This window comes from Pseudoalteromonas sp. NH0006-46, assembly GCF_057547735.1.
Genome location: NZ_BAAJML010000008.1, coordinates 55712 through 80126, shown reverse-complemented (window position 1 = coordinate 80126; position 24415 = coordinate 55712). Strand labels below are relative to the sequence as shown.

Genomic DNA, 24415 nt, shown 5'->3' with positions numbered 1-24415 from the left:
CCTGCCAATGGCAGGTTTTTTTGTGTCTAAATTACTATACCCGTAAATTAAAGGGGATAGTAATAATCAACTTATTGAGTTTTAGACCAAGAATCACGCAGACCCACTGTTTGATTAAACACGATATTGTCTGATTTAGAGTCTCGTGAAAAGTAACCCGTTCGTTCAAACTGAAAGCCCTGCTCTGCTTGAGAGTTAGCTAATGACGGTTCAAGTTTGGCATTATCTAATACAACTAACGATTTAGGATTCAATGTTGTTTCAAACTCCTCAGCTGCTGCTGGATTTGGCACATTGAACAAGCGATCGTATAGACGAACTTCAGCAGTGATAGCCTGTGAGGCCGATACCCAGTGAATAACGCCTTTAACTTTACGACCGTCACTTGGGTTTTTACCTAGTGTTTCGTTGTCGTAAGTACAGTAAATAGTCGTTATTTCATCGTTTTCGTCTTTTTCAACTCGGTTAGCTTTAATGACATAAGCACCACGTAAACGAACTTCCTTATCAAGCACTAAACGTTTAAATTTATTATTAGCCTGCTCTTTAAAGTCTTCTCGTTCAATGTATATCTCACGAGTAAATGGTACGTCACGTCTGCCCATTTCTTCTTTATTAGGGTGATTAGCCACCGATAAAGTTTCTATGCTCTCGGCATCATAGTTTTCAATAACCACTTTAACCGGATCGAGTACAGCCATGGCACGCGGGGCATTTTCATTTAAGTCATCACGAATACACGCTTCTAGCATACCCATTTCAACCATATTTTCTTGCTTAGTTACGCCTATTCGTAAACAAAATTCACGAATTGAAGCCGGTGTATAACCTCGACGACGCAGGCCTGCAATGGTAGGCATACGAGGATCATCCCAACCTTCAACCATATTATTAACAACTAGGTCATTTAACTTACGCTTAGACATAATTGTATATTCAAGGTTTAAACGAGAAAATTCTATTTGCTGCGGATGACACTCAATGCTGATGTTATCAAGTACCCAGTCGTATAAACGGCGATTGTCTTGAAACTCAAGAGTACATAATGAGTGGGTAATGCCTTCAATTGCATCAGAAATACAATGCGTGAAATCGTACATCGGATAAATGCACCACTTATCAGCAGTTTGATGATGATGAGCAAAACGAACACGGTATATAATTGGATCGCGAAGCACCATAAACGAGCTTGCCATATCAATTTTCGCACGCAATACACATTCACCCTCTTTGAAGCCCCCTGCACGCATTTTTTCAAATAGTGCGAGGTTTTCTTCAGGAGATGTATCTCTGTATGGGCTGTTTTTACCTGGCTCCGTTAAAGTGCCGCGGTATTCTCGTGCTTGGTCTGCAGTTAAAAAACAAACATAGGCTAAACCTTTGTTTATAAGCTCAACGGCATAACCGTATAGAGTGTCAAAATAATTAGAAGAATACTTTATGTCACCATCCCAATTAAACCCTAACCACTGAACGTCTTCTTTTATAGAATTAACGTAGTTAATGTCTTCTTTTTCTGGGTTTGTATCATCAAATCGTAAATTACATAAGCCGTTATAATCTTTTGCAATACCGAAATTTAAACAAATTGATTTTGCATGACCAATATGTAAAAAACCATTGGGCTCAGGTGGAAAACGCGTATGCGTTGAAGCATGCTTTTTACTTGCTAAGTCTTCATCAATTCGGGTTCTAATAAAGTTACTTGGGCGATTCTCAATTTCCGCCATAGGAGTACGATCCTCTAAATATTACTTATTAACAAAACTAGTGCATTATTACAAAAACAGTCACTAACATACAGCAATAGATTACGCTTTATCTTACTTATTGATAAACTTTAATCCATCTAATCTGTTTTTAACGAATAAAGTTTGTTTTAGCGCAATATTTAATTCATAGAAGCGCTTTATAGTGCGTCAATACCGTACTTTATAAGGATTAAGAGATGGCTACACTTAACCAGCACCGTGTTTATATACCTAGTAATGCACGTGCTAATCATTACTTACTTGCAGAAGTTACCCCTAACGATAGTTTTTACGAAAGCTTTAACTCAATAAACTGTTGTTACGAAAGAATAGCACGACAATTATTTGCAGCATGCGATGAATATGAGCTGCATAATGTGCATATTTTAGCAAACGACAAACTTCCTGTTGTCAGGTTTCATGATGAGTCTTATCAGTTAGAGACTAATAAGCAAATGCTTATTTTTTATAACCCACGCTATCACGAAGCACACAAACTCTATTATTCAACCGACACGCAAAGTAAAAAAGTGCGCTTACTCTTTTTAGCTACGGGTGATGATATACGAGCTAACTCCGCTGTATTTCACAGAAAAGTCCAAAAAGTATTAACGCTTATGCAAGAACAGTTATTTATTGATCAACCACAATTTAAAGTGCGTGATCATCAACATTTAACTTATGATTTATTTGCCAAAAATAAAGGTAATAAAGAAACCTACGGCTACAAATTGAGGAGTTTGTATCCTAGGTATCAAAATCGTCACTGTGTAATACCTAAAGACCATGCCGAGATGACATACGCGACATTTTCTATTCCTGTATCAAGGGCTATTAAAACTCAATTTCAAACTTTAATTAACAATGGCGACTTTAATCAATTTTATGATTACTTTTTAGATAGCTTTAAGCGATGTTGTGAAGTGAATAAACTCACCCATGGTGCTTTACTGGCAAATGGTGCTAAACCAATTATTCGTAATAGCAAAGTCAATGTAAATGAAGGAAATGAAGAACTTCAAAAATTAAGCTTTGAACTAGACAACGAAGAACAACAAGTAAAGTATTTTTACGATAACAAAAAGTTAGTCGAAACAATGCATTTTGTAATCGTTGCTACAAAGCAAAACAAGCAAGAAATTGGTTACGGTAAATTTATGAATCAGGTTGAAAAAACGATTTTTAGTCTTTGTGATGAGCTAGATATAAATAAAGAACGACAAGATTTAACGGTTAGATTTTTTCAACATATAAGTTACCCATTTTAATTGGGTACATAAACAAAAAGGCTCGCTAAATGCGAGCCTTTGCAAAGATTAAGCTAAGCTGATTACCAGCCTGTTTTCTCTTTAAGTGCTTTACCGATATCAGCAAGTGAACGTACAGTTTGTACGCCAGCAGCTTCTAATGCAGCAAATTTCTCATCAGCAGTACCTTTACCGCCTGCGATGATTGCGCCAGCGTGACCCATGCGCTTACCTTCTGGTGCAGTAACACCAGCAATGTAAGATACAACAGGTTTAGTTACGTTAGCTTTGATGTACTCTGCTGCTTCTTCTTCTGCAGTACCACCAATTTCACCAATCATTACGATTGCTTCAGTTTGTGGATCTTTTTCGAACATTTCTAGAACGTCGATAAAATTAGTACCTGGGATTGGATCACCACCAATACCAACACACGTAGACTGACCAAAACCAGCATCTGTAGTTTGCTTAACCGCTTCGTATGTTAAAGTACCAGAACGAGAAACAATACCTACTTTACCAGGCTTGTGGATGTGACCAGGCATGATACCAATCTTAGTTTCGCCCGGAGTGATAACACCTGGACAGTTAGGACCGATCATACGAGTACCTGTTTGATCTAGTTTAACTTTAACGTCAACCATATCAAGCGTAGGGATACCTTCGGTAATACAAACAATTAGCTCGATGCCAGCATCGATTGCTTCTAAGATTGCATCTTTACAGAAAGGTGCTGGTACGTAGATAACTGAAGCAGTTGCGCCAGTTTCTTGTACTGCATCACGTACTGTGTTGAATACAGGAAGACCAAGGTGCGTTTGACCGCCTTTACCTGGGCTAACACCACCAACCATTTGAGTACCGTACTCAAGCGCTTGCTCTGAGTGGAAAGTACCTTGGCCACCAGTGAAACCCTGACAGATAACTTTTGTATCTTTATTGATTAATACAGACATTATTTGCCCTCCGCAGCAGCAACAACTTTTTCAGCAGCGTCTGTTAATGATTCAGCAGCGATGATGTCTAAGTCAGAGCTCTTAAGAACTTCACGACCCAATTCAGCATTAGTACCTTCTAAACGTACAACTACAGGTACATTTACGCCAACTTCTTTAACTGCGCCAATGATGCCTTCAGCAATCATGTCACAACGAACGATACCACCAAAGATATTAACTAAAACAGCTTTAACATTGTCGTCAGAAAGGATGATTTTGAATGCTTCAGAAACACGTTCTTTAGTCGCGCCGCCACCAACATCTAGGAAGTTAGCTGGCTTGCCGCCATGTAGGTTTACGATGTCCATAGTACCCATCGCTAGGCCTGCACCGTTAACCATACAACCTACGTTACCATCTAATGCTACGTAGTTAAGCTCAAAGCTTGCTGCATGTGCTTCACGTGCATCTTCTTGAGATGGATCGTGGAACTCACGGATTTTTGGTTGACGGTAAAGTGCATTACCATCGATACCGATTTTACCGTCAAGACAGTGAAGGTTACCTTCGTCTGTGATTACTAACGGGTTGATTTCAAGAAGTGCGAAATCGAAATCGTTAAACATTTTACCAAGACCCATGAAGATCTTAACGAACTGTTTCATTTGTGTTGGGTTAAGACCCAATTTGAAACCAAGTTCACGTGCTTGGTAAGCTTGAGGACCAACTAATGGATCGATCTCAGCTTTGTGGATAAGTTCTGGTGTTTCTTCAGCAACAGTCTCAATTTCAACACCGCCTTCAGTAGACGCCATGAAAACAACTTTGCGAGAAGCACGGTCAACTACTGCACCTAGGTACAATTCGTTGGCAATGTCTGTACAGCTTTCTACTAAAATTTTAGCAACTGGCTGACCATTTTCGTCTGTTTGGTAAGTAACTAGGTTTTTACCTAACCAGTTAGCTGCAAACGCTTTAACTTCATCGATAGTTTTAACTAGCTTTACACCGCCAGCTTTACCACGTCCACCTGCGTGAACCTGAGTTTTAACAACCCACATATCACCGCCGATTTTTTCAGCAGCTGCTGCAGCTTCTTCAGGTGTATCGCAAGCGAAACCTTGAGAAACTGGTAAACCATATTCGGCAAAAAGTTGTTTTGCCTGATACTCATGCAAATTCATGATGCTTTATCCAATTTTTTATACTAAAAGAGCTGAATACTTTTTCAAATAAACAACTATCCCAAATTGCGCACCTAGTATAGTTGCCAAGGCTTAACATGAAAACCCCAGTACGACCAAAGGCGCAAAAAAAAAGCTGTGAACATCCATTCACAGCTTACATTTTATACAACTAGATTAAACATCTAGTAATAAACGTGTTGGATCTTCTAGTAACTCTTTAATTGTTACTAGGAAACCAACAGATTCTTTACCATCTATTTGGCGATGATCATAAGAAAGTGCCAAATACATCATAGGGAGAATTTCAACTTTACCATTTACTGCCATTGGACGGTCTTGGATTTTGTGCATTCCCAAAATTGAAGACTGTGGCAAATTAATGATAGGCGTAGATAGTAGCGAGCCGAATACACCACCATTTGTAATTGTAAAGTTACCACCCGTCATATCGTCAAGTGTTAGCTTACCGTCACGACCTTTAAGTGCTAGTTCACGGATACCTTTTTCAATTTCAGCAACTGATAACTTATCGCAATCTTTAAGAACTGGTGTTACTAAACCACGAGGTGTAGAAACAGCAATACTGATATCAAAATAATTGTGATATACAATATCGTCGCCATCAATAGATGCATTTACATCAGGGAAGCGTTTAAGTGCTTCAGTGACTGCTTTCACGTAAAAAGACATGAAGCCTAAACGAATACCGTGACGCTTTTCAAAAACCTCTTGGTACTGCTTACGAAGATCCATAATTGGTTTCATATTAACTTCGTTAAACGTAGTTAACATTGCAGTAGAGTTTTTAGCTTCAAGAAGACGGTTAGCAATCGTTTTACGTAAGCGTGTCATAGGAACGCGTTTTTGAGTACGATCACCCATTGGTGCAGCTGGAGCAGCTGACTCTGCTTTCTTAGCTGATGGTGCAGGTGCTTTTAAGAAAGTATCAACGTCTTCTTTAGTTACACGACCGTTTTTACCCGTACCTTTAATTTTAGAAGCGTCTAAGCCTTTCTCAGCAATTAAACGACGTACTGATGGCGTTAATACATCAGAGCTGTCAGCTGAATCAGCAGCAGGTGCAGCTTCTTGTTTTGCAGCAGGAGCTGCGGCTGTGCCACCGGCTTTAACTGAACCGATAACTTGTTCACCAAGAACAGTGTCGCCTTCAGCGTTAATAATATCACCCATAATACCGTCTTCTTGAGCTACCACTTCAAGAACAACTTTATCAGTTTCGATATCTACCAAGTTTTGATCGCGTGTTACCGCGTCGCCAGGTTGTACATGCCATGTAGCAATTGTTGCGTCTGCAACTGATTCCGGGAGTACAGGTACTTTAATATCCACTTCTTTACCTTCTGATGCTGGTGCTGATGGCGCCGCTGGCGCGTCTTCTGATTTTTCTGATTTGTTTGAAGATGTGCTTTCACTCGCAGGCGCTGCATCAGCATCGCCGAGCAAGCCCATAACTTGATCACCAAGTACAGTAGCACCTTCTTCTTGAGATATTTCTGTAATTACACCGTCGTGTTGTGCAACTACTTCTAACACTACTTTGTCTGTTTCAATGTCTACTAAGTTTTGATCGCGAGTTACTTTGTCGCCAACACTTACATGCCATGTAGCAACGGTAGCATCCGCAACCGACTCAGGAAGAACAGGAACTTTAATTTCTGTGCTCATCGCTTATCCTTTATTTTCTATAGTAAGCGCGTCGGCAACGAGCGCTTGTTGTTCTTTAGTATGTACTGACATGTAACCACACGCTGGTGACGCAGAAGCTTTACGGCCTGCGTATTTTAACTTAGCACCTTGTGGAATTGCATCAACAAAATGATGCTGAGAACAGTACCATGCACCTTGGTTTTGTGGCTCTTCTTGACACCATACAAAATCAGTAACGTGTTGGTAACGTTCCATAATAGTTTTCATTTCGTCATGTGGGAACGGGTATAATTGCTCTACACGAACGATGGCAATATTATTTTGTTCCAGCTTACGACGCTCTTGAAGTAGCTCGTAGTAAACTTTACCACTACAAAATACAACGCGTTCAACGTCATCAGATTTAATATCATCAACTTCGTCGATCATATTATGGAATACACCATTTGAAAGTTCTTCAAGTGAAGAAACAGCAAGTGGATGGCGTAGTAACGACTTAGGTGTCATAACAATCAGTGGTCGACGAAGAGGTCTGACCGATTGACGTCGTAACATTGCGTAAACTTGCGCTGGTGTAGACGGAACACAAACTTGCATATTATGATCAGCACAAAGCTGCAAGAAGCGCTCTAGACGTGCAGAGCTATGCTCTGGACCTTGGCCTTCATAACCATGAGGTAACAAAATGGTAAGACCACATAAACGGCCCCATTTTTGCTCGCCTGAACTCAAGAATTGGTCAAATACAACCTGTGCACCATTTGCAAAGTCACCAAACTGAGCTTCCCAAAGTACAAGAGAAGTTGGCTCCGCAGTCGCATAGCCATACTCAAATGCAACAACAGCTTCCTCAGAAAGTACCGAGTCAAAAACTTGGAACGTGCCCTGATCTTCGCTTAAATGCTGCAAAGGGAGGTAAGTTGCACCGTCTTTCTGGCTGTGAACAACTGCGTGACGATGGAAGAACGTACCTCGACCAGAATCCTGGCCAGTCATTCTAATATCTGTGCCTTCGGTTGCGATAGTTGCATAAGCAAGAGTTTCTGCCATCCCCCAATCAAGCGGCTTTTCGCCAGCGGCCATAAGCTTACGATCTTCGTAAATCTTTTTAACACGCGATTGAGCTTTATATTGTTCAGGGTAACTAGCTACCTTTTCACCAAGCTCTTTAAGCTTTTCTACCGAAACGCTTGCGTCGTAATCTACATCCCAATCGTGGCCTACGTATTTAGCCCAATCTGAAGAATGAGACGTTTCTTGCTGAATTTCAGATACAACACAATTGCCGTCATCTAATGCATTGCGGTACTCATCTGCAAGGGCTTTAATTTCCTGCTCTGTAAAAGAACCCTCAGCAATTAACTGATCCGCATATACCAGACGTGGAACTGGGTGTTTTTTAATTTTTTGGTACATTAAAGGCTGAGTAGCATTTGGCTCATCAGCTTCATTGTGGCCATGTCGGCGGTAACAAACTAAATCAATAACCACATCACGCTTGAATTTATTTCTGAAATCAAGTGCTATCTGCGTTACAAATGCAACTGCCTCAGGATCATCAGAATTCACGTGGAAAATAGGCGACTGTACCATTTTTGCAATATCAGTACAGTAATCTGTAGAGCGAACATCGTCTTGTTTAGAAGTAGTAAAACCAACTTGGTTATTTACAACAATTCGAATGCTGCCACCACAACTAAAGGCATTAGTTTGAGAAAGATTAAACGTTTCTTGAACCACACCCTGACCTGTTACAGCAGAATCACCATGAATAGTGATCGGGAGCGCTTTTATTCCCGTACTGTCACCCAAACGATCTAAACGAGCGCGTACAGAACCCATAACTACTGGATTAACTATTTCAAGGTGAGAAGGGTTGAAGGCCAACGCCATGTGAACATTGCCACCTTTAGTAGCAAAGTCTGATGAATACCCCATATGGTATTTAACATCACCAGAGCTAAGGGTTTCTTTATGCTTACCGGCGAATTCATCAAAAAGCTCTGATGGATTTTTACCTAAAACGTTTACTAAAACATTTAATCGTCCACGGTGAGCCATGCCTATTACAGCTTCTTGTTGGCCACTTTCACCAGCGCGGTGAATAAGTTCTTTTAGCATAGGTACCAGCGCGTCTCCACCTTCTAGTGAAAATCGTTTAGCACCTGGGAACTTAGCACCTAAATATTTTTCAAGACCATCAGCAGCGGTTAATCCTTTAAGGATACGTAGCTTTTCTTCTTTTTCGAATTTAGGCCTAGATTGAACAGATTCTAAACGTTGTTGTAACCAACGCTTTTCTTCTGTCGATGTGATGTGCATATACTCTGCACCGATAGAGCCACAGTATGTGGTTTTAAGCGCTTGGTATAGTTCACCTAAAGGCATAGAGTCTGAACCAACCGCAAAAGACCCTACATTAAACTCTCGCTCAAAATCAGCTTCTGATAAGTCGTGGTAATCTAGCTCTAAATCTCGAACACGCTCTCGTTCCCAAATACCCAATGGATCTAGGTTTGCATTTTGGTGACCACGAAAACGGAAAGCATTAATAAGTTGTAGAACTTTAACCTGTTTTAGGTCACCGCCACTACCCTCTGCTACCACTACTTCTCTATGCTTGTTTTTTGCAAGCTGTGCAAACTGTGCACGAACTTCTGAATGTTTTACTTCAACATCCACACCATTAACTTTTGGTAATTGTTCGAACACTTCTCGCCATTCATCTGGCACAGAAGTCGCATCGTCTAAATACGCTTCATAAAGCTCTTCTACATAAGCAACGTTGCCGCCGTTTAAATGTGAAGATTCTAACCATGCCTTCATCACACCTTCGTGCATTTATAAGCCCTTTTCTTTAGCGCAGAAATTAATAGTTATAATAACAAGATGGCTAATAATTAATACTAGCCATCTTACGTTTCTATATAATTAAACCGAACGGTTTAGTAACATAGATTTGATTTGCCCTATTGCTTTAGTCGGGTTAAGACCCTTAGGACAAACGCTAACACAGTTCATGATACTGTGGCAACGGAACACACTGAACGCATCGTCTAAGTCTGCTAAACGCTCTTCTGTTGCTGTATCTCGGCTATCAGCCAAGAAACGGTAAGCATGAAGAAGGCCTGCTGGACCAATGAACTTGTCTGGATTCCACCAGAACGAAGGACACGATGTTGAACAACATGCACATAAAATACACTCATATAAGCCGTCTAATTTGTCACGCTCTTCAATAGACTGAAGACGCTCACCAGCAGCAGGCGTGTCATTAATTAGATACGGTTTAACTTTTTCGTATTGAGTGTAGAACTGACTCATGTCAATAACAAGGTCACGTACCACTGGTAATCCAGGAAGAGGACGAACTACTATTGTACCTTTACCATTATTTTGCAACGTTGATAAAGGAGTAATACATGCTAAACCATTCTTACCATTCATGTTAACACCGTCAGAACCACACACGCCTTCACGACATGAACGACGGAATGAAAGTGAAGGATCTTGCTCTTTTAAAAGTAAAAGTGCATCCAACACCATCATGTCGTGCCCATCGTCTATTTGCAAGGTGTAATCTTGCATACGAGGTGCGTTGTCAACATCTGGATTGTAACGATAAACTGAAAATTGTACTTGTGCCATCGTCTCGCTCCTAGTATGTACGTGCTTTAGGTGGAAATGCTTCACGCGTCTTAGGCGCGTAGTTAACTTCACGCTTACTCATTTCATCCGTAACCGGATTATATACTGAGTGACATAGCCAATTCGTGTCATCACGATCTGGGAAGTCAAAGCGAGAGTGCGCACCACGGCTTTCTGTACGGAAGTTTGCAGCTACTGCTGTTGAGTAAGCTGTTTCCATTAAGTTATCAAGCTCAAGACACTCGATACGCTGCGTGTTGAAGTCTGACGACTTATCGTCAAGACGTGCATGCTGTAGTCGTTCACGAATTTCTTTAAGTTCTTGTAAACCAGTAGCCATAGAGTCACCTTCACGGAATACCGAGAAGTTAAGCTGCATACATTGTTGAAGATCTTTCTTAATTTGAACAGGATCTTCACCTTGCCCAGCTGTTGAGTTTTCCCAACGATTATAACGAGCAAGTGACGCTTCTAAGTCTGACTCAGACGCCGCTTTAGATACCTCGACCTCTCTTAGGTATGTGCCTAAGAAGTTACCCGCAGCTCGACCAAATACAACTAAATCTAGTAACGAGTTACCACCAAGGCGGTTTGCACCGTGTACAGATACACACGCAATCTCGCCAACCGCAAATAGACCTTCAACTACTTTTTCATCGCCTTGAGCGTTGATTTGAAGTACTTGACCATTTACGTTAGTTGGTACACCACCCATCATGTAATGACATGTTGGTATAACTGGAATCGGCTCTTTAGCTGGATCAACGTGAGCAAATGTTTTTGCAAGATCACATACGCCAGGAAGACGTAAGTTAAGTGTTTCTTCACCTAAGTGGTCAAGCTTAAGCTTGATATGAGGACCCCAAGGACCATCACAACCACGACCTTCACGTATTTCGGTCATCATTGAACGTGCAACAACATCACGAGATGCTAAGTCTTTTGCATTAGGTGCATAACGTTCCATGAAACGCTCGCCATCTTTATTTAAAAGATAACCACCCTCACCACGACAGCCCTCAGTTACAAGCGTACCTGCTCCTGCAATACCTGTCGGGTGGAACTGCCACATTTCCATGTCTTGCATAGATATGCCAGCACGCGTAGCCATACCAACACCGTCGCCAGTGTTTATATGAGCATTTGTGGTTGAGGCGTATATGCGACCTGCACCACCAGTAGCGAGAACAACTGCCTTTGATTTGAAATAAGTGATTTCACCTGTTTCAATTTCAATTGCAGTACAGCCAACAACATCACCATTATCGTTTTTAACTAAATCAAGTGCATACCACTCAGAGAATACATTTGTTTTGTTTTTAACATTTTGTTGATAAAGGAGATGTAATAAAGCGTGACCAGTACGGTCAGCTGCGGCTGCAGTACGTGCTGCTTGCTCACCACCAAAATTTTTCGATTGGCCACCAAACGGACGTTGGTAAACACGGCCATTTTCAAAACGAGAAAATGGTAAACCCATGTTTTCTAATTCAGTAATAGCTTCTGGGCCAGTTTGACACATGTATTCAATAGCGTCTTGGTCACCGATAAAATCGGAACCTTTAACGGTATCGTACATATGCCATTCCCAGTTATCTTCGTGTGAATTACCAAGCGCTACTGTAATACCGCCTTGAGCGGATACAGTGTGTGAGCGTGTTGGGAATACTTTAGATATTAATGCACACGTTTTGCCAGATTCAGTAATAGCCAAGGCAGCGCGCATACCTGCACCACCAGCACCGATTACTACGGCGTCAAATTCACGAACAGAATATTTCACTTAAACACCCCATAATACAATTAGACCAATAGCTACGTAAGCAACGGCCATTAGGTTTAGAACAAACCCTAAAAATGCGCGTAACTTTGAGTTTTTAACATAGTCTGTTAAAACCTGCCAAAGGCCAATGCGGGTATGAACCATGATGCATATTAGAGTTACTAACGTAAACCCTTTCATAGCTAGGTTAGAGAAGAGGCCTGTCCAGGCTTCGAAAGTGACTTCTGGCGTCGCTAAAAAATAGCCGATAATAAAAATAGCATATGCGCTAATTATTAATGCCGTGGTACGTAAAGATACATAATCTTGTACACCATCACGTTTAAGAGTTGCTTGATTTAAGACCATATCCACACTCCCGCCAATACAGCGAATACAACGCCAAGAGCCATTGCAATTTTAGCGCTTAGGTTACCTGACTCAAGTTCTTCCCAGTGTCCCATATCCATTACCATATGACGGATACCACCAATTAAGTGATAACCTAGTACTGAAATGGTGCCCCAAGCTATAAATTTGGCAATAAATCCGTTAAACAGACCCTTGACGAATTCAAAACTTTCAGCTGACGAGAGAGACTCAGACCAAGCCCAAATGACAAACGTTAAAGCAAAAAATAATGCAACACCGGTGACGCGGTGAAAAATTGATGCTTTAGCCGTTGCCGGCATAGATATAGTTGTTAGATCTAGATTTACAGGTCTTTGCTTTTTCACAGTTACTTGCCCATCTTGCTCACAGTGGAGCTCATCTACTTGCTTTTCTAAAAACCCACCAAATGTTTCTGGTGGAACTATCAAGATAAACGAATTAAAACACTAAAAGTTCACATTAATGTAAATTTTTTGGTGTAAAAATATCTTTACCCAAATACAATACGGTTTAAAACCTCCGTTAGTATATATACCCACAAGGCTTTTTACAATTCTTGTTTATTTAGAGATGTTTGCGAATTAGCCAATAGTATAATACTTATATGATACAGAATATTTATTATACAAATGTGCATAATGTTTATAAAAATTGACTTTAACCCCCTCTTTCACGTTAAAATGCGTAGATGTGCTTAAAACAGATTTCAGAACTTTAAAAATCTAAAAATCAGAATAGATATCTTAATAGGAGATACATAGCGATGGCAGATAAAAAAGCCACAGTTCATATTGATGGACTTGATCCAATCGAACTTCCAATTTATCAAGGCACTGCTGGCCAAGATGTAATCGACGTACGTACGTTAGGTTCACACGGCCACTTTACTTATGACCCAGGCTTCATGTCGACTGGTTCTTGTGAATCTGCAATCACCTATATTGATGGTGGTAAAGGTGTTTTACTTCACCGTGGTTACCCAATTGAGCAACTAGCTGAAGAGTCAGATTACATCGAACTTTGCTATTTATTGCTCAATGGTGAATTACCATCAAAAGAGCAATACGATGCATTTGCTGAGAAAATCACTCGCAGTACTATGCTCGATCAAAAAATTGCCAACTTCTTCCAAGGCTTCCGTTTTGACGCACACCCGATGGCTATGCTTTGTGGTGTTGTTGGTGCTCTTTCTTCTTTTTACCATGAAGATCTAGATATCACTGATGCTGAACAACGCAAAACAAGTGCTGTTAGATTAGTTGCTAAATTACCAACAATTGCAGCAATGGCTTATAAAACAAATATTGGCCAACCTTTTGTATATCCACGTAACGATTTAAGCTATGCAGAAAACTTCTTACACATGATGTTCTCTGTTCCAGCTGAAGAGTACAAAGTAAATCCAATTACTGCTAAAGCCATGGATAAAATATTCATGCTTCACGCTGACCACGAACAGAATGCTTCGACGTCTACAGTTCGCCTTGCTGGTTCTTCAGGTGCTAATCCTTATGCATGTATTGCGGCAGGTATCGCATCTTTGTGGGGCCCTGCTCACGGCGGCGCAAACGAAGCATGTTTAAACATGTTAGAAGAAATTGGTTCAGTAGATCGTATTGACGAGTACGTTGCTAAAGCAAAAGATAAGTCAGACCCGTTCCGCCTAATGGGCTTTGGACACCGTGTTTACAAAAACTTTGACCCACGCGCTACAGTAATGCGTCAAACGTGTCATGAAGTTTTAGAAGAGTTAAACATTCAAGATCCACTTCTAGATATCGCTATGAAGCTTGAGCAAATTGCTTTAGAAGACCCGTACTTTGTTGAGAAGAAACTATACCCTAACGTAGACTTCTACTCTGGTATTATCTTAAAAGCGATTGGTATTCCGACAAGTATGTTCACTGTAATTTTTGCAATGGCTCGTACTGTTGGTTGGATCACTCACTGGGATGAAATGCTTTCTCAGCCTGGTCATAAGATCAGCCGTCCACGTCAAATGTATACTGGTTACACTGCCCGTGACTACGTATCTACTGACAAACGCTAATACTATTTAGCTATAAAAGGCCGCTTTTGCGGCCTTTTTTGTTTTTGGCTACTTGAGTTTAAATTCAAAGTGGCTACAATCCTCGCCAACAATGATAACGTTGATATTACCATGCCAGAATTAAAGTTTGACATAACGCGTGTGCGACAAGATTTCCCCACATTAAATCAAAGTATTAACGCCTGCCCGCTCGTTTATTTAGATTCTGGTGCAACAACACAAAAACCGCAATGTGTGATAGACACTACTGCTAAGTTTTACACTGATGAAAATGCAAATGTTCATCGGGGGCGCCATACCCTGAGTGAAAATGCGACAATTCAATACGAAAATGTAAGAGCACAAACAGCCACTTATTTTGGTGTTAACAGTAGCGAAATTGTATGGACTAAAGGCGCCACCGAGGCAATTAATCTTGTCGCAAATGGATTGCGTAAGCAAGTCACGGCAAACGATACAATTATAATTACCCCCATTGAGCACCATGCTAACCTTGTACCTTGGCAGGTGCTTGCCCAGCAAACCGGTGCAAAGTTAGCTGCAATGCCACTTAACAAAGATGGAACATTTGATACTGAGCTCTGTTTAAAATTTATCAAAAAGCAAAAGCCTGCAATAGTTGCAATTTCTCATGCATCTAATGCTTTAGGCAATATTACTGATTTGCCCGCTATTATTGAGTGTGCAAAATCACTTGGTGCTATTGTGGTTGTTGATGGTGCACAAAGCGCCATGCATCTGAAACCAAACTTAAAAATTCTAGATTGTGACTTTTATGTTTTTTCAGCTCACAAAATGATTGGCCCAACAGGTGTTGGTGGTTTATACGGGCGCTATGAGCTCTTAAACGCCTTAACACCTTATCAGACAGGCGGAGAAATGATTCAAACCGTCACCCTGTATGAAAGCGTCTATAGAGATGCTCCTGCTAAATTTGAGTCTGGTACCCCCAATATAGCTGGGATCACCGCTTTTGGTGCAGCTCTTAGCTACTTAAGCCAATTTCGTCATGCTGAAATATTTGAACATGAACAAGCAGTATTTAATTATGCGCACTCAAGATTAGCTAAAATAGATGGCATTTATTTATACAGCTCTGTAAAAAATAATATTGGTACGCTTTGTTTTAACTATAAAGACGAACATCCGTTCGATGTGGCAACATTACTTGACGGTTATGGCGTTGCGGTAAGGGCTGGCCATCATTGTACTCAACCATTAATGGCACACTTAGGAATTAACGGCAGTGTCAGAGCAAGCTTTGCATTTTACAATAATTACAGTGATGTAGATAAGTTTATAGATGCACTTCAAGCGTGCATTGCAATATTAGACTAATTTGGGATAACTAATGACAAATACATTTAACAAGGTGAGTGAGTCGATAAGAAACGCATATGTATGGCAGCAAAAGTACCGTGAAATCATGCTACTTGGCAAAACATTACCTAGCTTACCTACAGCGCTTAAGATTGATGATGCTTTAGTACCGGGTTGTGAAAGTAAAGTATGGATGTATGTAGAATTTGACCTCACAGAAAACGTTCTAGTTGTTGCAGGTGATTCTGACACACGAATAGTTAAGGGGTTACTTGCACTTATCCTAGCGCTTTATAACGGACTAACGCCAGAACAGGTTTTACAAGTTAATGCTTACAATGAATTCGAAAAACTTGGATTAATAAGCCACTTAAGTCCTTCTCGTGGTAATGGTATTAAAGCCATGGTTGAAAAAATTCAAACCATGGCAAAGCAAAAATTAATCTAAAATTGTTTTTATCTCTCTGCCACGTTTATCTAAGAATTTACGAACAGCTTTGGCCGCTACAAAAAAACCAAAACTGCCTGTAATCATAGTTACAGAACCGAATCCATTATTGCAATCCATATTCATCGAGCCATCAGCCCCCTGTTTAGCACTACATACTGTGCCATCTACAGCAGGATAAACTAATTGCTCTGTTGAATACACACAATCTATATTAAACTTTCGTTTGGGATTATTACTAAAGTTATACTGCTTACGTAGTATGTAGCGTACCTTTGCAAGTAAAGGGTCTTGCGTTGTTTTAGCTACATCACCAAATGTAATTTGACCAGGGTCTGTTTGCCCACCTGCTCCACCCGTTGTGATGATTGATAACTTATTTCGTTTACAATGTGCAATTAACGCTGCTTTTTCTTTTACGGCATCGATACAATCAATAATATAATCAAAACCTTTAATATGTTCTTTAATATTGTCGATTGTAATAAAGTCATCTATTACATTAACGTCGCAATCAGGATTAATTAATTCGCAACGAGCTTTCATCGCATCTACTTTAGCTTGGCCAATTGTACCTGATAAAGCATGAATTTGACGGTTTACGTTTGTTGCACATATGTCATCAAGATCTATAAGTGTTATTTTTCCTACGCCAGTACGGGCTAGTGCTTCAGCAGCCCAACTGCCAACACCACCAATGCCAACAATACAAAAATGTGCTTCTTGCAGCCAATTAAATTGCTGATGGCCATATAAACGTTTAATACCGCCAAAGCGGATGTCAGTTATTTTTTCACTCATTTACCAATCCAGTTGCCATGGCGAGCGCCATGCTTGAAAATTTTCATGTTGTACTAAAGCCATAAACTCATCATCGTTGCTTGGTAATTGCATATATTGTAAATGTTCACCCTTCCAATTAAAGCTCAATGCATAAGCATGCAAATAAGTTCTGTTTGACTGCGTCCCCGTATAAGCAATATCACCCAATATTGGTGCTCCAATACTTTTTAAAGCGACCCTTAATTGGTGCGTTTTACCGGAAAAAGGCTTTAAAATAAACGCCCTAAAACCTGGTTTAAAACTAATAGAATAAAAACGAGTAATCGCAGGATTTAATTTTGATACCAAAAGTTTATAAGTGCCACGACGAGACTTTACCATGTCTCCTTTAACCCACCCTTGCTTTTTTTTAGGTTTTGAATCTGTGATAGCAAGATAAAATTTATCGATAGCATGCTGTGTAAAAAGCGCTGTTAAATCTGCAGCAGCGTCTTTATTTCTAGCTAAAATAATTAGACCCGACGTTACTTTATCTAATCTATGCACTGCGTAAAGTTTTTCGTTAACTTGCCGCTCTGCTAAAACAACAAAGCCAGGCCCATCTTCTGAATGAAAGCTAAGTTCTGCAGGTTTTTCTATAATATAAAAATCAGCATGTTTACATACCACGTTTAATATTAAGCTCATTCAAAGATCACACGTTTTTGCTTTGTAAAAAGGCGATTACCTTAGCTAAATCTTCGGCGGTATCAACGCCTGCGTGAGGGGCTATTTTAGCTTGCTCTATTTTAATAGTATAACCATGGTACAAAACACGCAGCTGTTCTAATGACTCTAATAACTCCAAAGGTGAAACACTAAGTGCAATATATTGATTAATAAAACCCGCTCTGTATGCGTAAATGCCAACGTGGCGCTGAAATGAGGAAAGTTCTAATTCAGTTTTTTCGTCTAGCATAGCATTTCGATCAAACGGAATACTGGCACGCGAAAAATACAACGCGTTTTTGTTTATATCACTTACAACTTTGACAGTATTAGGATTAAATACTTCGTCTTTATCCTCAATAGCGACACTTAACGTTGCCATAGGTGCTGATGATTCATCAAGTAACTTAGCTACTTGTAAAACGTTATCTGGTGCTAAAAGTGGCTCATCACCTTGAACATTCACAACTATGGTGTTGCTATCTAAATTTAATAAAGCAACCACTTCAGCTAAGCGTTCAGTGCCGGATTGATGATCTTCACGTGTCATTACTACGTCGTTAGTAAACGTACTTACTGCATCAAACACTTTTTGATGATCGGTTGCTATTATTACTTGGCTTGCACCTGATAAACATGCTTTATCATAAACATGCTGAATCATTGGCTTGCCACAAATATCCGCCAATGGTTTACCTGGTAACCTAGTTGAAGCATAACGCGCAGGTATTACAACTACGAATTCCACTTTTCAACCTCATCTAAAGATAACTCTCTTGCTTCATTTTCTAGTAATACCGGAATATCATCTTTAACAGGGTATGCTAATTTTGCAGCAGTACTAATTAGTTCATTGTTATCTTTGTCAAAACGTAATTTTCCCTTACATACTGGGCAAGCAATTATTTCGAGTAATTTAGTATCAAAGGCCATTTAGGATCCCTTTTTCTTTTAATATTAAAGTTAATTTGTTTATTACAGCCTGTGTTGGCTTTGCATCTACTGGTAAATAATACCAGTTATCTTTGGCGAACTCGCCGCATTTAACTGCGTCTTTTTCGGTCATTAGAACATTGTCATTGCCAAATTGTTTGAAATCCTCAGCTGTATACGCATAGTGATCTCTAAAATGATTTGAAGACAATAGTGTTATGCCCTGTTTTATTAGGGTATTTTCGAAACGTTTAGGGTTTCCTATAGCACTAACTGCATGGCCTTTTGTAATCGATTCAACAACAGGGATGGAGTTTTTAACTGATTTGAGCGCTGCAGGTTGTAATGTATAGTTGTTATTACTTTGTCCACCATTTTCAACAACCAAATCCACCGATTTTAAACGTTGTGGGGTTTCTCGTAATGGTCCAGCAGGCATTAATAACCCATTTCCAAATTGCCGTTCACTATCTACAATACAGCATTCAATAGTCCGTGCCATTTTATAATGCTGCATGCCATCATCTGAAATAATGATATCTAAATTATATTCACGTACCAGTAACTCAATATTGTGTTGCCGATTTGGGCCTATCGCAATTGGGCATTTAAGACGATGAAACAAAAGTTTAGGCTCATCACCCGCCTCAGATGCTGACGTGTTATTAGTAACAATTAAAGGGTAACTACCTGCTTTTCCACCATAACCACGGCTGATCACTCCAACTGATAACCCTTGCTTTGTTAAAAAGTCATAAAGCCATAACACAAACGGTGTTTTACCATTTCCACCTACACTTATATTACCGACTACGATTATGGGTATTTTGCTTTTAAATTGCCTAAGTATTCCCACACTGTACAACCACTTTCTTGTAATCGAAATTAGCCAAAATAAAACTGACAATGGCAACAATAGTAATGTTATTAGCCCAACCGGTTTATACCAGCTTTTTTCAATGGTATTCACGAGTGATCGCCAAACTGCATTTTACATAGTGCTGAATAGGTTCCATTGTTTGAGAGTAGGCTCGTGTGGTCACCACTTTCAATAACGCGGCCATTATCAATAACGTAAATTTTATCGCTGTTTTCAATTGTAGATAGCCGATGTGCAATTACGATGGATGTTTTATCCTTCATTAAGTCATCAAGCGCATGTTGAATCAGTTTTTCTGATTCTGTATCCAATGCAGATGTTGCCTCATCTAATATTAAAATAGGGGCATCTTTTAAAATAGCTCTGGCTATAGCAATACGCTGACGTTGACCACCAGAAAGCATCACCCCATTTTCTCCTACCATTGTATTTAGCTTTTCAGGTAAATCTTTTACAAACTCCCACACGTGAGCTTGCTTAGCCACTTTTTGTAACTCAGTCTCTGAAATTTCTCGCTGTATTCCGTAACATATATTGTTAGCAATAGTATCGTTAAACAAAACAACCTGTTGCGATACTAGAGCAAATTGGCGGCGCAAATCCGTAAGTTTATAATCACTAAGAGGAACTCCATCTAAGAGAATTTCACTAGGTAGATCTAAATCATAGTAACGAGGCAATAAATTTGAAATTGTTGATTTACCGGAGCCCGACCGCCCAACTAACGCAATGCTCTGGCCAGCCTCAATTGTAAGTGTTAAGTCATTTAACACAGGCTCGTCTTTTGTTGGATATTTAAAGGTCACATTTTTAACCTCAATTAAACCTTTGGCCTTCTTAACTGATACCGTGCCTGTGTCTTTTTCTATGTTTTCGTCAAGAATTAAAAATATGCTCTGTGCTGCAGAAATACCACGCTGCATATCACTATTAACATTAGCTAATTGTTTTAGCGGGCGAAGTAACATCATCATAGATGAAATAAGCACAACAAAGTCGCCTGAGCTGATTGTATCTATCATTGAAGGCATTGATACCACCCACAAAATAACTGCCATAGCGCTCGCTGCAAGTATTTGAATAATTGAAACGCTCAGCGCTTTAGTAGCATCCATTTTTATACGCTGCTGGCGATTATGATTATTAATTTTAGAAAACTTACTCACTTCTTGTTCTTGCCCACCAAAACCATGAATCACTTTGTGGCCGCTTAACATTTGCTCTGAGCTTCTTGTAACTTGACCCATAGCAGATTGAATGTTTTTAGAAATATGACGAAATCGCTTAGATACAATGGCAACAATTAAGGCAACTAAAGGAATAATAACTAAAAATATAAGTGATAGCTGCCAACTGGTATAAAACATAAGTGCAAGTAAAAATATAACAAACGCCCCCTCACGCACTACTATTAATAATGCTTTAGTAATCGCTTGTTGGACTTGCTCTGTATCAAACGTGATTTTAGAGATTAAATCACCCGTTGAGTTCTTATCATGAAAAGATACGGGGAGATGTAAAATATGGTCGAATAATTCCTGGCGTAAAGAACGAACAACTTGCGAGCCAACGTAACTGAGGCAATAAGACGACATAAAATTGAAAATACCACGACCAATAACCAAAGCAATAACCACAAAAGGGGCATACTTTAATACTTCGGTATTACGTTGATTTAAACCTTCATCGATAAATGGTTTCATTAATTGAATAAATAGTGCATCCATACCTGAATATCCAATCATGCCGACAACAGCAACAACGGCTACACTTTTAAAGGCTCCAACGTAGGAAATTAAACGCTTGTAAATTTGTGTAGTACTTTGATCCATAACACTCTCTTTTTACAATTACAGCCCCTATTGTATCCTTGCTTGAACTAAAACAAAACGTCAATCTTTTATAAACCAGTAGCTTTGCTGAGTTCTTGCTGAAATAACAGACGTATCACCTTTATAGAATTCTATCGTGATTTGCCCTTGAACACCGGTGCTATATTGCAAGGCATCAATTTTATTATAACGTTCAACAACTTCAGCTTTGGGAAATTGCCACTGTCCTTTATAAGCACTAGAGTGAATAACGACCTGTGGCATAACTGTATTAATAAATTCATTACTTGATGACGTATTACTTCCATGATGTGGACTCAGTAAAACGGTGCTCTTTAAAGCATCACTGAGGTTTACAAGCTGAGATTCTCTATTTTTTGAAATATCGCCCGTTAGTAGAACGCTATGCTCCTCATCTGAAACTTTAATCACGCAAGATTCATCATTTTCATTACCAAATAGCTCTGTTGGAAAGCTTTTAATTTTAAGCCCCACCATGTTTAACTCATTTTGTATGCAGCTCTTTTTAGGTCCATCAGGGTGAAATTCATTAAATGAAAACTTTAACCCAGCATCGATAAAATGCATCAAACCGCCTGAATGGTCGTTATCAAGATGACTAACGACCGAATGAATAATTGTTATGTTGTTTGCTTCAATAAAAGGCAACAAAATACTCTTAGCCCGACTAAAACGATTAAAGTAACTTGGCCCAAAATCATAAATAAACCCCTTTTTATCTTTTTCAATAAGCACCATAAGGCCATGACCTACATCAAACACATGTAATTTCCATTTAGGCTTATCAGTCAGTAAAGAGTCGATATAAAGTATAGTTAAAGGTAAAAAAATGAGCCGTTTGTATGGTGCAAAATAAAATAGTGCAAGAGTAAGATAAACATAAATAATGACACCTCCCCCCATAAAGCCAAGGTTTAGCCAACCAAAACCTGGCGGTAGTTTATTTAAACAGGCGAAAATAAACGCTAAACCACTATCGATAAAAATAATAGCGATACTAATATCAAACACAGCACTGATAGCCGTTAATAAGATTAAACAGGGCATTAAAATAAATGAAAGAAATGGAATAGCGACTAAATTTATGACTAAACCAGCAATGCTAACCCCATTAAAGAAATATAAAGACAAAGGCAGTAAACTAATGAATAGTGTGGCCTGAATAGCAATTAGAGCAAAAACCATTTTTAAAAATATATTGTTAAAGGTAGGTAGTTTTTTTATAACTAAAAATATAACCGCGACTGCAAAAAATGAAAAATATAATCCAGGATTCAACACATTAAACGGATTAACTACAAGTACAATAACAAGCGCGAATAAAATACTGCGCCATCTCATCGGCTGTCTTTGCAAATTGTACAATAGCAAATAACAGCCAAGCATAATTAGGGCTCTTGTTGCAGAAACCAAAAAATTGCTTAAATATACATAAACAAACGCTAGTACAAAACCTACCACGCTATATACAATTGAGAAATTAAGCGTTTGATTGTTTACAAATTTAACTTGTATGAATACAAACTTTGTAATAAAAAAACCAAAACCAAATATCAACCCAATATGTAAACCGGAAATGGCAAGTAAATGGCTTAAACCAAGTGATTGCATAAGCTGCTTATCACTCGGCGTCATCAACGACTTATCTCCTGTTAATAACGCATAATAAAGCCATTTTAGTGTTGTATTTTCATATGTGACTTTAATAAAGCTTCTGTAGTTTTCAACGGTGCTTTGCACTAAAGTGCTTTTAATTTTTAACTCTTTATTAAGGACTTTACCTTTAAAAAATACTCGCTGCTTGAATGCATACAATTCATTATCAAATACATTAAAGTTTTTCGTACTTCTAAAATTTTTTAGATTAACACTCGCTTCAAACTTATCATTGGTACGCAGTGGTTGTTCTACATTAACACTTAGCATCGCGCTTGGTGCGGTGAAATCAGAGTAGTATTGGCCATTAATTTTAACTAATTTCGCTTTGATGTATTGTGGAGCCTTGCTTGAAACTACTTCTTGAATGACAACTTCGACTGGATACGCGTATTTATCATGTTTTATTATGTGGTTAAAGTCATAAAACATAAAATAATGAACTACAACTAGGCAAATACCTAAAATAAAGCCTAACAATACGGACAAAAACGGCTTAAAATAAGCACCTATTATTACAATAGAAATTGTAATAATAGAAAACTCGAGCGTTTCGTAATAAAACACGGTTGAAATACAGCCAATTACCAAACCAAGACTGATCCACACTGATGTAAATGGTTGCTTTAAATGGCTAAGAAAACTATCCAAAGATTTTTACCCGATCCGAATAAAATTAGACATCACAAATCGTTAAAAATTTTTGGTAAACTTTTGCAAGACGCAAACCTTTGGCACTTAAACCGGCGCTCTGCACGTGGGGCCTTTGCAGTTGGTTTATTTTTTGCGTTCATCCCTGTTCCTTTTCAAATGGTTTTAGCCGCAGCAACCGCTATTGTGTTTAGAGTCAACTTACCTATCTCAGCAACACTTGTTTGGCTCACTAATCCGCTGACTATGCCACCTATTTTTTATGGCTCTTATCTCGTAGGTACGCTTGTTTTAAATCAGCCAGAGCAACACTTTGCCTTTGAACTTAACTGGGCTTGGTTCGAGCAAAGTATCGAAACTATTGGCCCTGCATTCCTTGTAGGCTCGCTTGTATGCGCCTCCATAGCATCAATTATCGGTTATTTTGGAATTGATATTTTATGGCGTCGCTCTATTGTTAATGCAAGAGCAGCTCGTAATAAACATTAGTATTCACTTTATTATAGACGAAAAAAAACCCAGCTGACTAGCTGGGTTTT

General features: G+C 39.2%; 21 protein-coding genes. 5 read left to right on the top strand and 16 right to left on the bottom strand.

From position 1 onward, the window contains the following. Window positions 1-71 precede the first annotated feature (71 nt). The gene (glnS, locus tag AC27I2_RS14990; RefSeq protein WP_487204731.1) at window positions 72-1730 is read right to left on the bottom strand and encodes a glutamine--tRNA ligase; all 1659 of its coding nucleotides are present in this window, start codon (window positions 1728-1730) and stop codon (window positions 72-74) included. A gap of 218 nt (window positions 1731-1948) precedes the next feature. On the opposite strand from glnS, the gene AC27I2_RS14985 reads away from it, so the two are divergent. Beyond that, a complete protein-coding gene (locus AC27I2_RS14985; protein ID WP_487204730.1) occupies window positions 1949-3019 on the top strand; it encodes a DUF3083 family protein in 1071 nt (356 codons plus the stop codon). A gap of 62 nt (window positions 3020-3081) precedes the next feature. On the opposite strand, the gene sucD is transcribed toward AC27I2_RS14985, so the two are convergent. The 8 genes from sucD to sdhC form a co-directional block, all read right to left on the bottom strand. Further along, on the bottom strand, window positions 3082-3954 hold the full coding sequence (sucD, locus tag AC27I2_RS14980) for a succinate--CoA ligase subunit alpha (RefSeq protein ID WP_008127375.1): 873 nt from the start codon (window positions 3952-3954) through the stop codon (window positions 3082-3084). Beyond that, complete coding sequence (sucC, locus tag AC27I2_RS14975; protein WP_006794719.1) at window positions 3954-5120, bottom strand: ADP-forming succinate--CoA ligase subunit beta; 1167 nt, start codon at window positions 5118-5120, stop codon at window positions 3954-3956. Before sucC ends, sucD begins: the two co-directional genes overlap by 1 nt. A gap of 177 nt (window positions 5121-5297) precedes the next feature. Beyond that, on the bottom strand, window positions 5298-6809 hold the full coding sequence (gene odhB / locus AC27I2_RS14970; protein WP_487204729.1) for a 2-oxoglutarate dehydrogenase complex dihydrolipoyllysine-residue succinyltransferase: 1512 nt from the start codon (window positions 6807-6809) through the stop codon (window positions 5298-5300). 3 nt (window positions 6810-6812) lie between these two features. Beyond that, on the bottom strand, window positions 6813-9632 hold the full coding sequence (sucA, locus tag AC27I2_RS14965; protein ID WP_487204728.1) for a 2-oxoglutarate dehydrogenase E1 component: 2820 nt from the start codon (window positions 9630-9632) through the stop codon (window positions 6813-6815). A gap of 90 nt (window positions 9633-9722) precedes the next feature. Next, entirely contained in the window at window positions 9723-10439 is a 717-nt protein-coding gene (locus AC27I2_RS14960; protein ID WP_006794722.1) for a succinate dehydrogenase iron-sulfur subunit, read from the bottom strand. 10 nt (window positions 10440-10449) lie between these two features. Beyond that, a complete protein-coding gene (sdhA, locus tag AC27I2_RS14955) occupies window positions 10450-12222 on the bottom strand; it encodes a succinate dehydrogenase flavoprotein subunit (RefSeq protein WP_487204727.1) in 1773 nt (590 codons plus the stop codon). After that, on the bottom strand, window positions 12223-12570 hold the full coding sequence (sdhD, locus tag AC27I2_RS14950) for a succinate dehydrogenase, hydrophobic membrane anchor protein (protein WP_058553197.1): 348 nt from the start codon (window positions 12568-12570) through the stop codon (window positions 12223-12225). After that, entirely contained in the window at window positions 12561-12938 is a 378-nt protein-coding gene (sdhC, locus tag AC27I2_RS14945; RefSeq protein WP_074210168.1) for a succinate dehydrogenase, cytochrome b556 subunit, read from the bottom strand. Before sdhC ends, sdhD begins: the two co-directional genes overlap by 10 nt. Before the next feature lie 419 nt (window positions 12939-13357). Between sdhC and AC27I2_RS14940 the strand changes: the two genes are divergently transcribed. The 3 genes from AC27I2_RS14940 to AC27I2_RS14930 all read left to right on the top strand — a co-directional run bounded on the left by AC27I2_RS14940 (window position 13358) and on the right by AC27I2_RS14930 (window position 16412). Then, window positions 13358-14644 carry a citrate synthase gene (locus tag AC27I2_RS14940; RefSeq protein ID WP_058405563.1) on the top strand — a complete coding sequence of 429 codons (1287 nt, stop codon included), beginning with the start codon at window positions 13358-13360 and terminating at the stop codon, window positions 14642-14644. 111 nt (window positions 14645-14755) lie between these two features. Then, entirely contained in the window at window positions 14756-15982 is a 1227-nt protein-coding gene (locus tag AC27I2_RS14935) for an aminotransferase class V-fold PLP-dependent enzyme (RefSeq protein ID WP_487204790.1), read from the top strand. A 13-nt stretch (window positions 15983-15995) separates the two neighbouring features. After that, entirely contained in the window at window positions 15996-16412 is a 417-nt protein-coding gene (locus AC27I2_RS14930) for a SufE family protein (RefSeq protein WP_487204726.1), read from the top strand. On the opposite strand, the gene tcdA is transcribed toward AC27I2_RS14930, so the two are convergent. From tcdA to AC27I2_RS14895, 7 genes are read right to left on the bottom strand one after another with little or no spacing between them, the layout of a single operon-like run. Beyond that, window positions 16404-17213 carry a tRNA cyclic N6-threonylcarbamoyladenosine(37) synthase TcdA gene (gene tcdA / locus AC27I2_RS14925; RefSeq protein ID WP_487204725.1) on the bottom strand — a complete coding sequence of 270 codons (810 nt, stop codon included), beginning with the start codon at window positions 17211-17213 and terminating at the stop codon, window positions 16404-16406. The two genes, AC27I2_RS14930 and tcdA, sit on opposite strands and share 9 nt — an antisense overlap. Beyond that, on the bottom strand, window positions 17214-17882 hold the full coding sequence (locus tag AC27I2_RS14920; protein WP_487204724.1) for a TIGR01621 family pseudouridine synthase: 669 nt from the start codon (window positions 17880-17882) through the stop codon (window positions 17214-17216). It lies immediately after the preceding gene. A gap of 7 nt (window positions 17883-17889) precedes the next feature. Further along, a complete protein-coding gene (gene kdsB, locus AC27I2_RS14915) occupies window positions 17890-18651 on the bottom strand; it encodes a 3-deoxy-manno-octulosonate cytidylyltransferase (RefSeq protein WP_487204723.1) in 762 nt (253 codons plus the stop codon). Next, entirely contained in the window at window positions 18639-18836 is a 198-nt protein-coding gene (locus AC27I2_RS14910; RefSeq protein ID WP_138529188.1) for a Trm112 family protein, read from the bottom strand. Before AC27I2_RS14910 ends, kdsB begins: the two co-directional genes overlap by 13 nt. Then, a complete protein-coding gene (gene lpxK / locus AC27I2_RS14905) occupies window positions 18826-19806 on the bottom strand; it encodes a tetraacyldisaccharide 4'-kinase (protein WP_487204722.1) in 981 nt (326 codons plus the stop codon). The genes AC27I2_RS14910 and lpxK overlap by 11 nt, the downstream gene beginning before the upstream one ends. Then, on the bottom strand, window positions 19803-21548 hold the full coding sequence (msbA, locus tag AC27I2_RS14900; RefSeq protein WP_138529192.1) for a lipid A export permease/ATP-binding protein MsbA: 1746 nt from the start codon (window positions 21546-21548) through the stop codon (window positions 19803-19805). The genes lpxK and msbA overlap by 4 nt, the downstream gene beginning before the upstream one ends. A 60-nt stretch (window positions 21549-21608) precedes the next feature. After that, a complete protein-coding gene (locus AC27I2_RS14895) occupies window positions 21609-23876 on the bottom strand; it encodes a DNA internalization-related competence protein ComEC/Rec2 (protein ID WP_487204721.1) in 2268 nt (755 codons plus the stop codon). Here AC27I2_RS14895 and AC27I2_RS14890 point away from each other — a divergent pair. Then, window positions 23856-24365 (top strand): DUF2062 domain-containing protein, encoded by a 510-nt coding sequence (locus tag AC27I2_RS14890; RefSeq protein WP_219421959.1) that lies wholly within the window; start codon window positions 23856-23858, stop codon window positions 24363-24365. The two genes, AC27I2_RS14895 and AC27I2_RS14890, sit on opposite strands and share 21 nt — an antisense overlap. The last annotated feature ends 50 nt before the right edge of the window (window positions 24366-24415 follow it).

Excerpts from the sequence above, each read along its gene's own strand:
- glnS (WP_487204731.1), bottom strand. The coding sequence starts at position 1,730 with ATGGCGGAAATTGAGAATCGCCCAAGTAACTTTATTAGAACCCGAATT.
- AC27I2_RS14985 (WP_487204730.1), top strand. The coding sequence starts at position 1,949 with ATGGCTACACTTAACCAGCACCGTGTTTATATACCTAGTAATGCACGT.
- sucD (WP_008127375.1), bottom strand. The coding sequence starts at position 3,954 with ATGTCTGTATTAATCAATAAAGATACAAAAGTTATCTGTCAGGGTTTC.
- sucC (WP_006794719.1), bottom strand. The coding sequence starts at position 5,120 with ATGAATTTGCATGAGTATCAGGCAAAACAACTTTTTGCCGAATATGGT.
- odhB (WP_487204729.1), bottom strand. The coding sequence starts at position 6,809 with ATGAGCACAGAAATTAAAGTTCCTGTTCTTCCTGAGTCGGTTGCGGAT.
- sucA (WP_487204728.1), bottom strand. The coding sequence starts at position 9,632 with ATGCACGAAGGTGTGATGAAGGCATGGTTAGAATCTTCACATTTAAAC.
- AC27I2_RS14960 (WP_006794722.1), bottom strand. The coding sequence starts at position 10,439 with ATGGCACAAGTACAATTTTCAGTTTATCGTTACAATCCAGATGTTGAC.
- sdhD (WP_058553197.1), bottom strand. The coding sequence starts at position 12,570 with ATGGTCTTAAATCAAGCAACTCTTAAACGTGATGGTGTACAAGATTAT.
- AC27I2_RS14940 (WP_058405563.1), top strand. The coding sequence starts at position 13,358 with ATGGCAGATAAAAAAGCCACAGTTCATATTGATGGACTTGATCCAATC.
- AC27I2_RS14935 (WP_487204790.1), top strand. The coding sequence starts at position 14,756 with ATGCCAGAATTAAAGTTTGACATAACGCGTGTGCGACAAGATTTCCCC.
- AC27I2_RS14930 (WP_487204726.1), top strand. The coding sequence starts at position 15,996 with ATGACAAATACATTTAACAAGGTGAGTGAGTCGATAAGAAACGCATAT.
- tcdA (WP_487204725.1), bottom strand. The coding sequence starts at position 17,213 with ATGAGTGAAAAAATAACTGACATCCGCTTTGGCGGTATTAAACGTTTA.
- AC27I2_RS14920 (WP_487204724.1), bottom strand. The coding sequence starts at position 17,882 with ATGAGCTTAATATTAAACGTGGTATGTAAACATGCTGATTTTTATATT.
- AC27I2_RS14910 (WP_138529188.1), bottom strand. The coding sequence starts at position 18,836 with ATGGCCTTTGATACTAAATTACTCGAAATAATTGCTTGCCCAGTATGT.
- msbA (WP_138529192.1), bottom strand. The coding sequence starts at position 21,548 with ATGGATCAAAGTACTACACAAATTTACAAGCGTTTAATTTCCTACGTT.
- AC27I2_RS14890 (WP_219421959.1), top strand. The coding sequence starts at position 23,856 with ATGGCTAAGAAAACTATCCAAAGATTTTTACCCGATCCGAATAAAATT.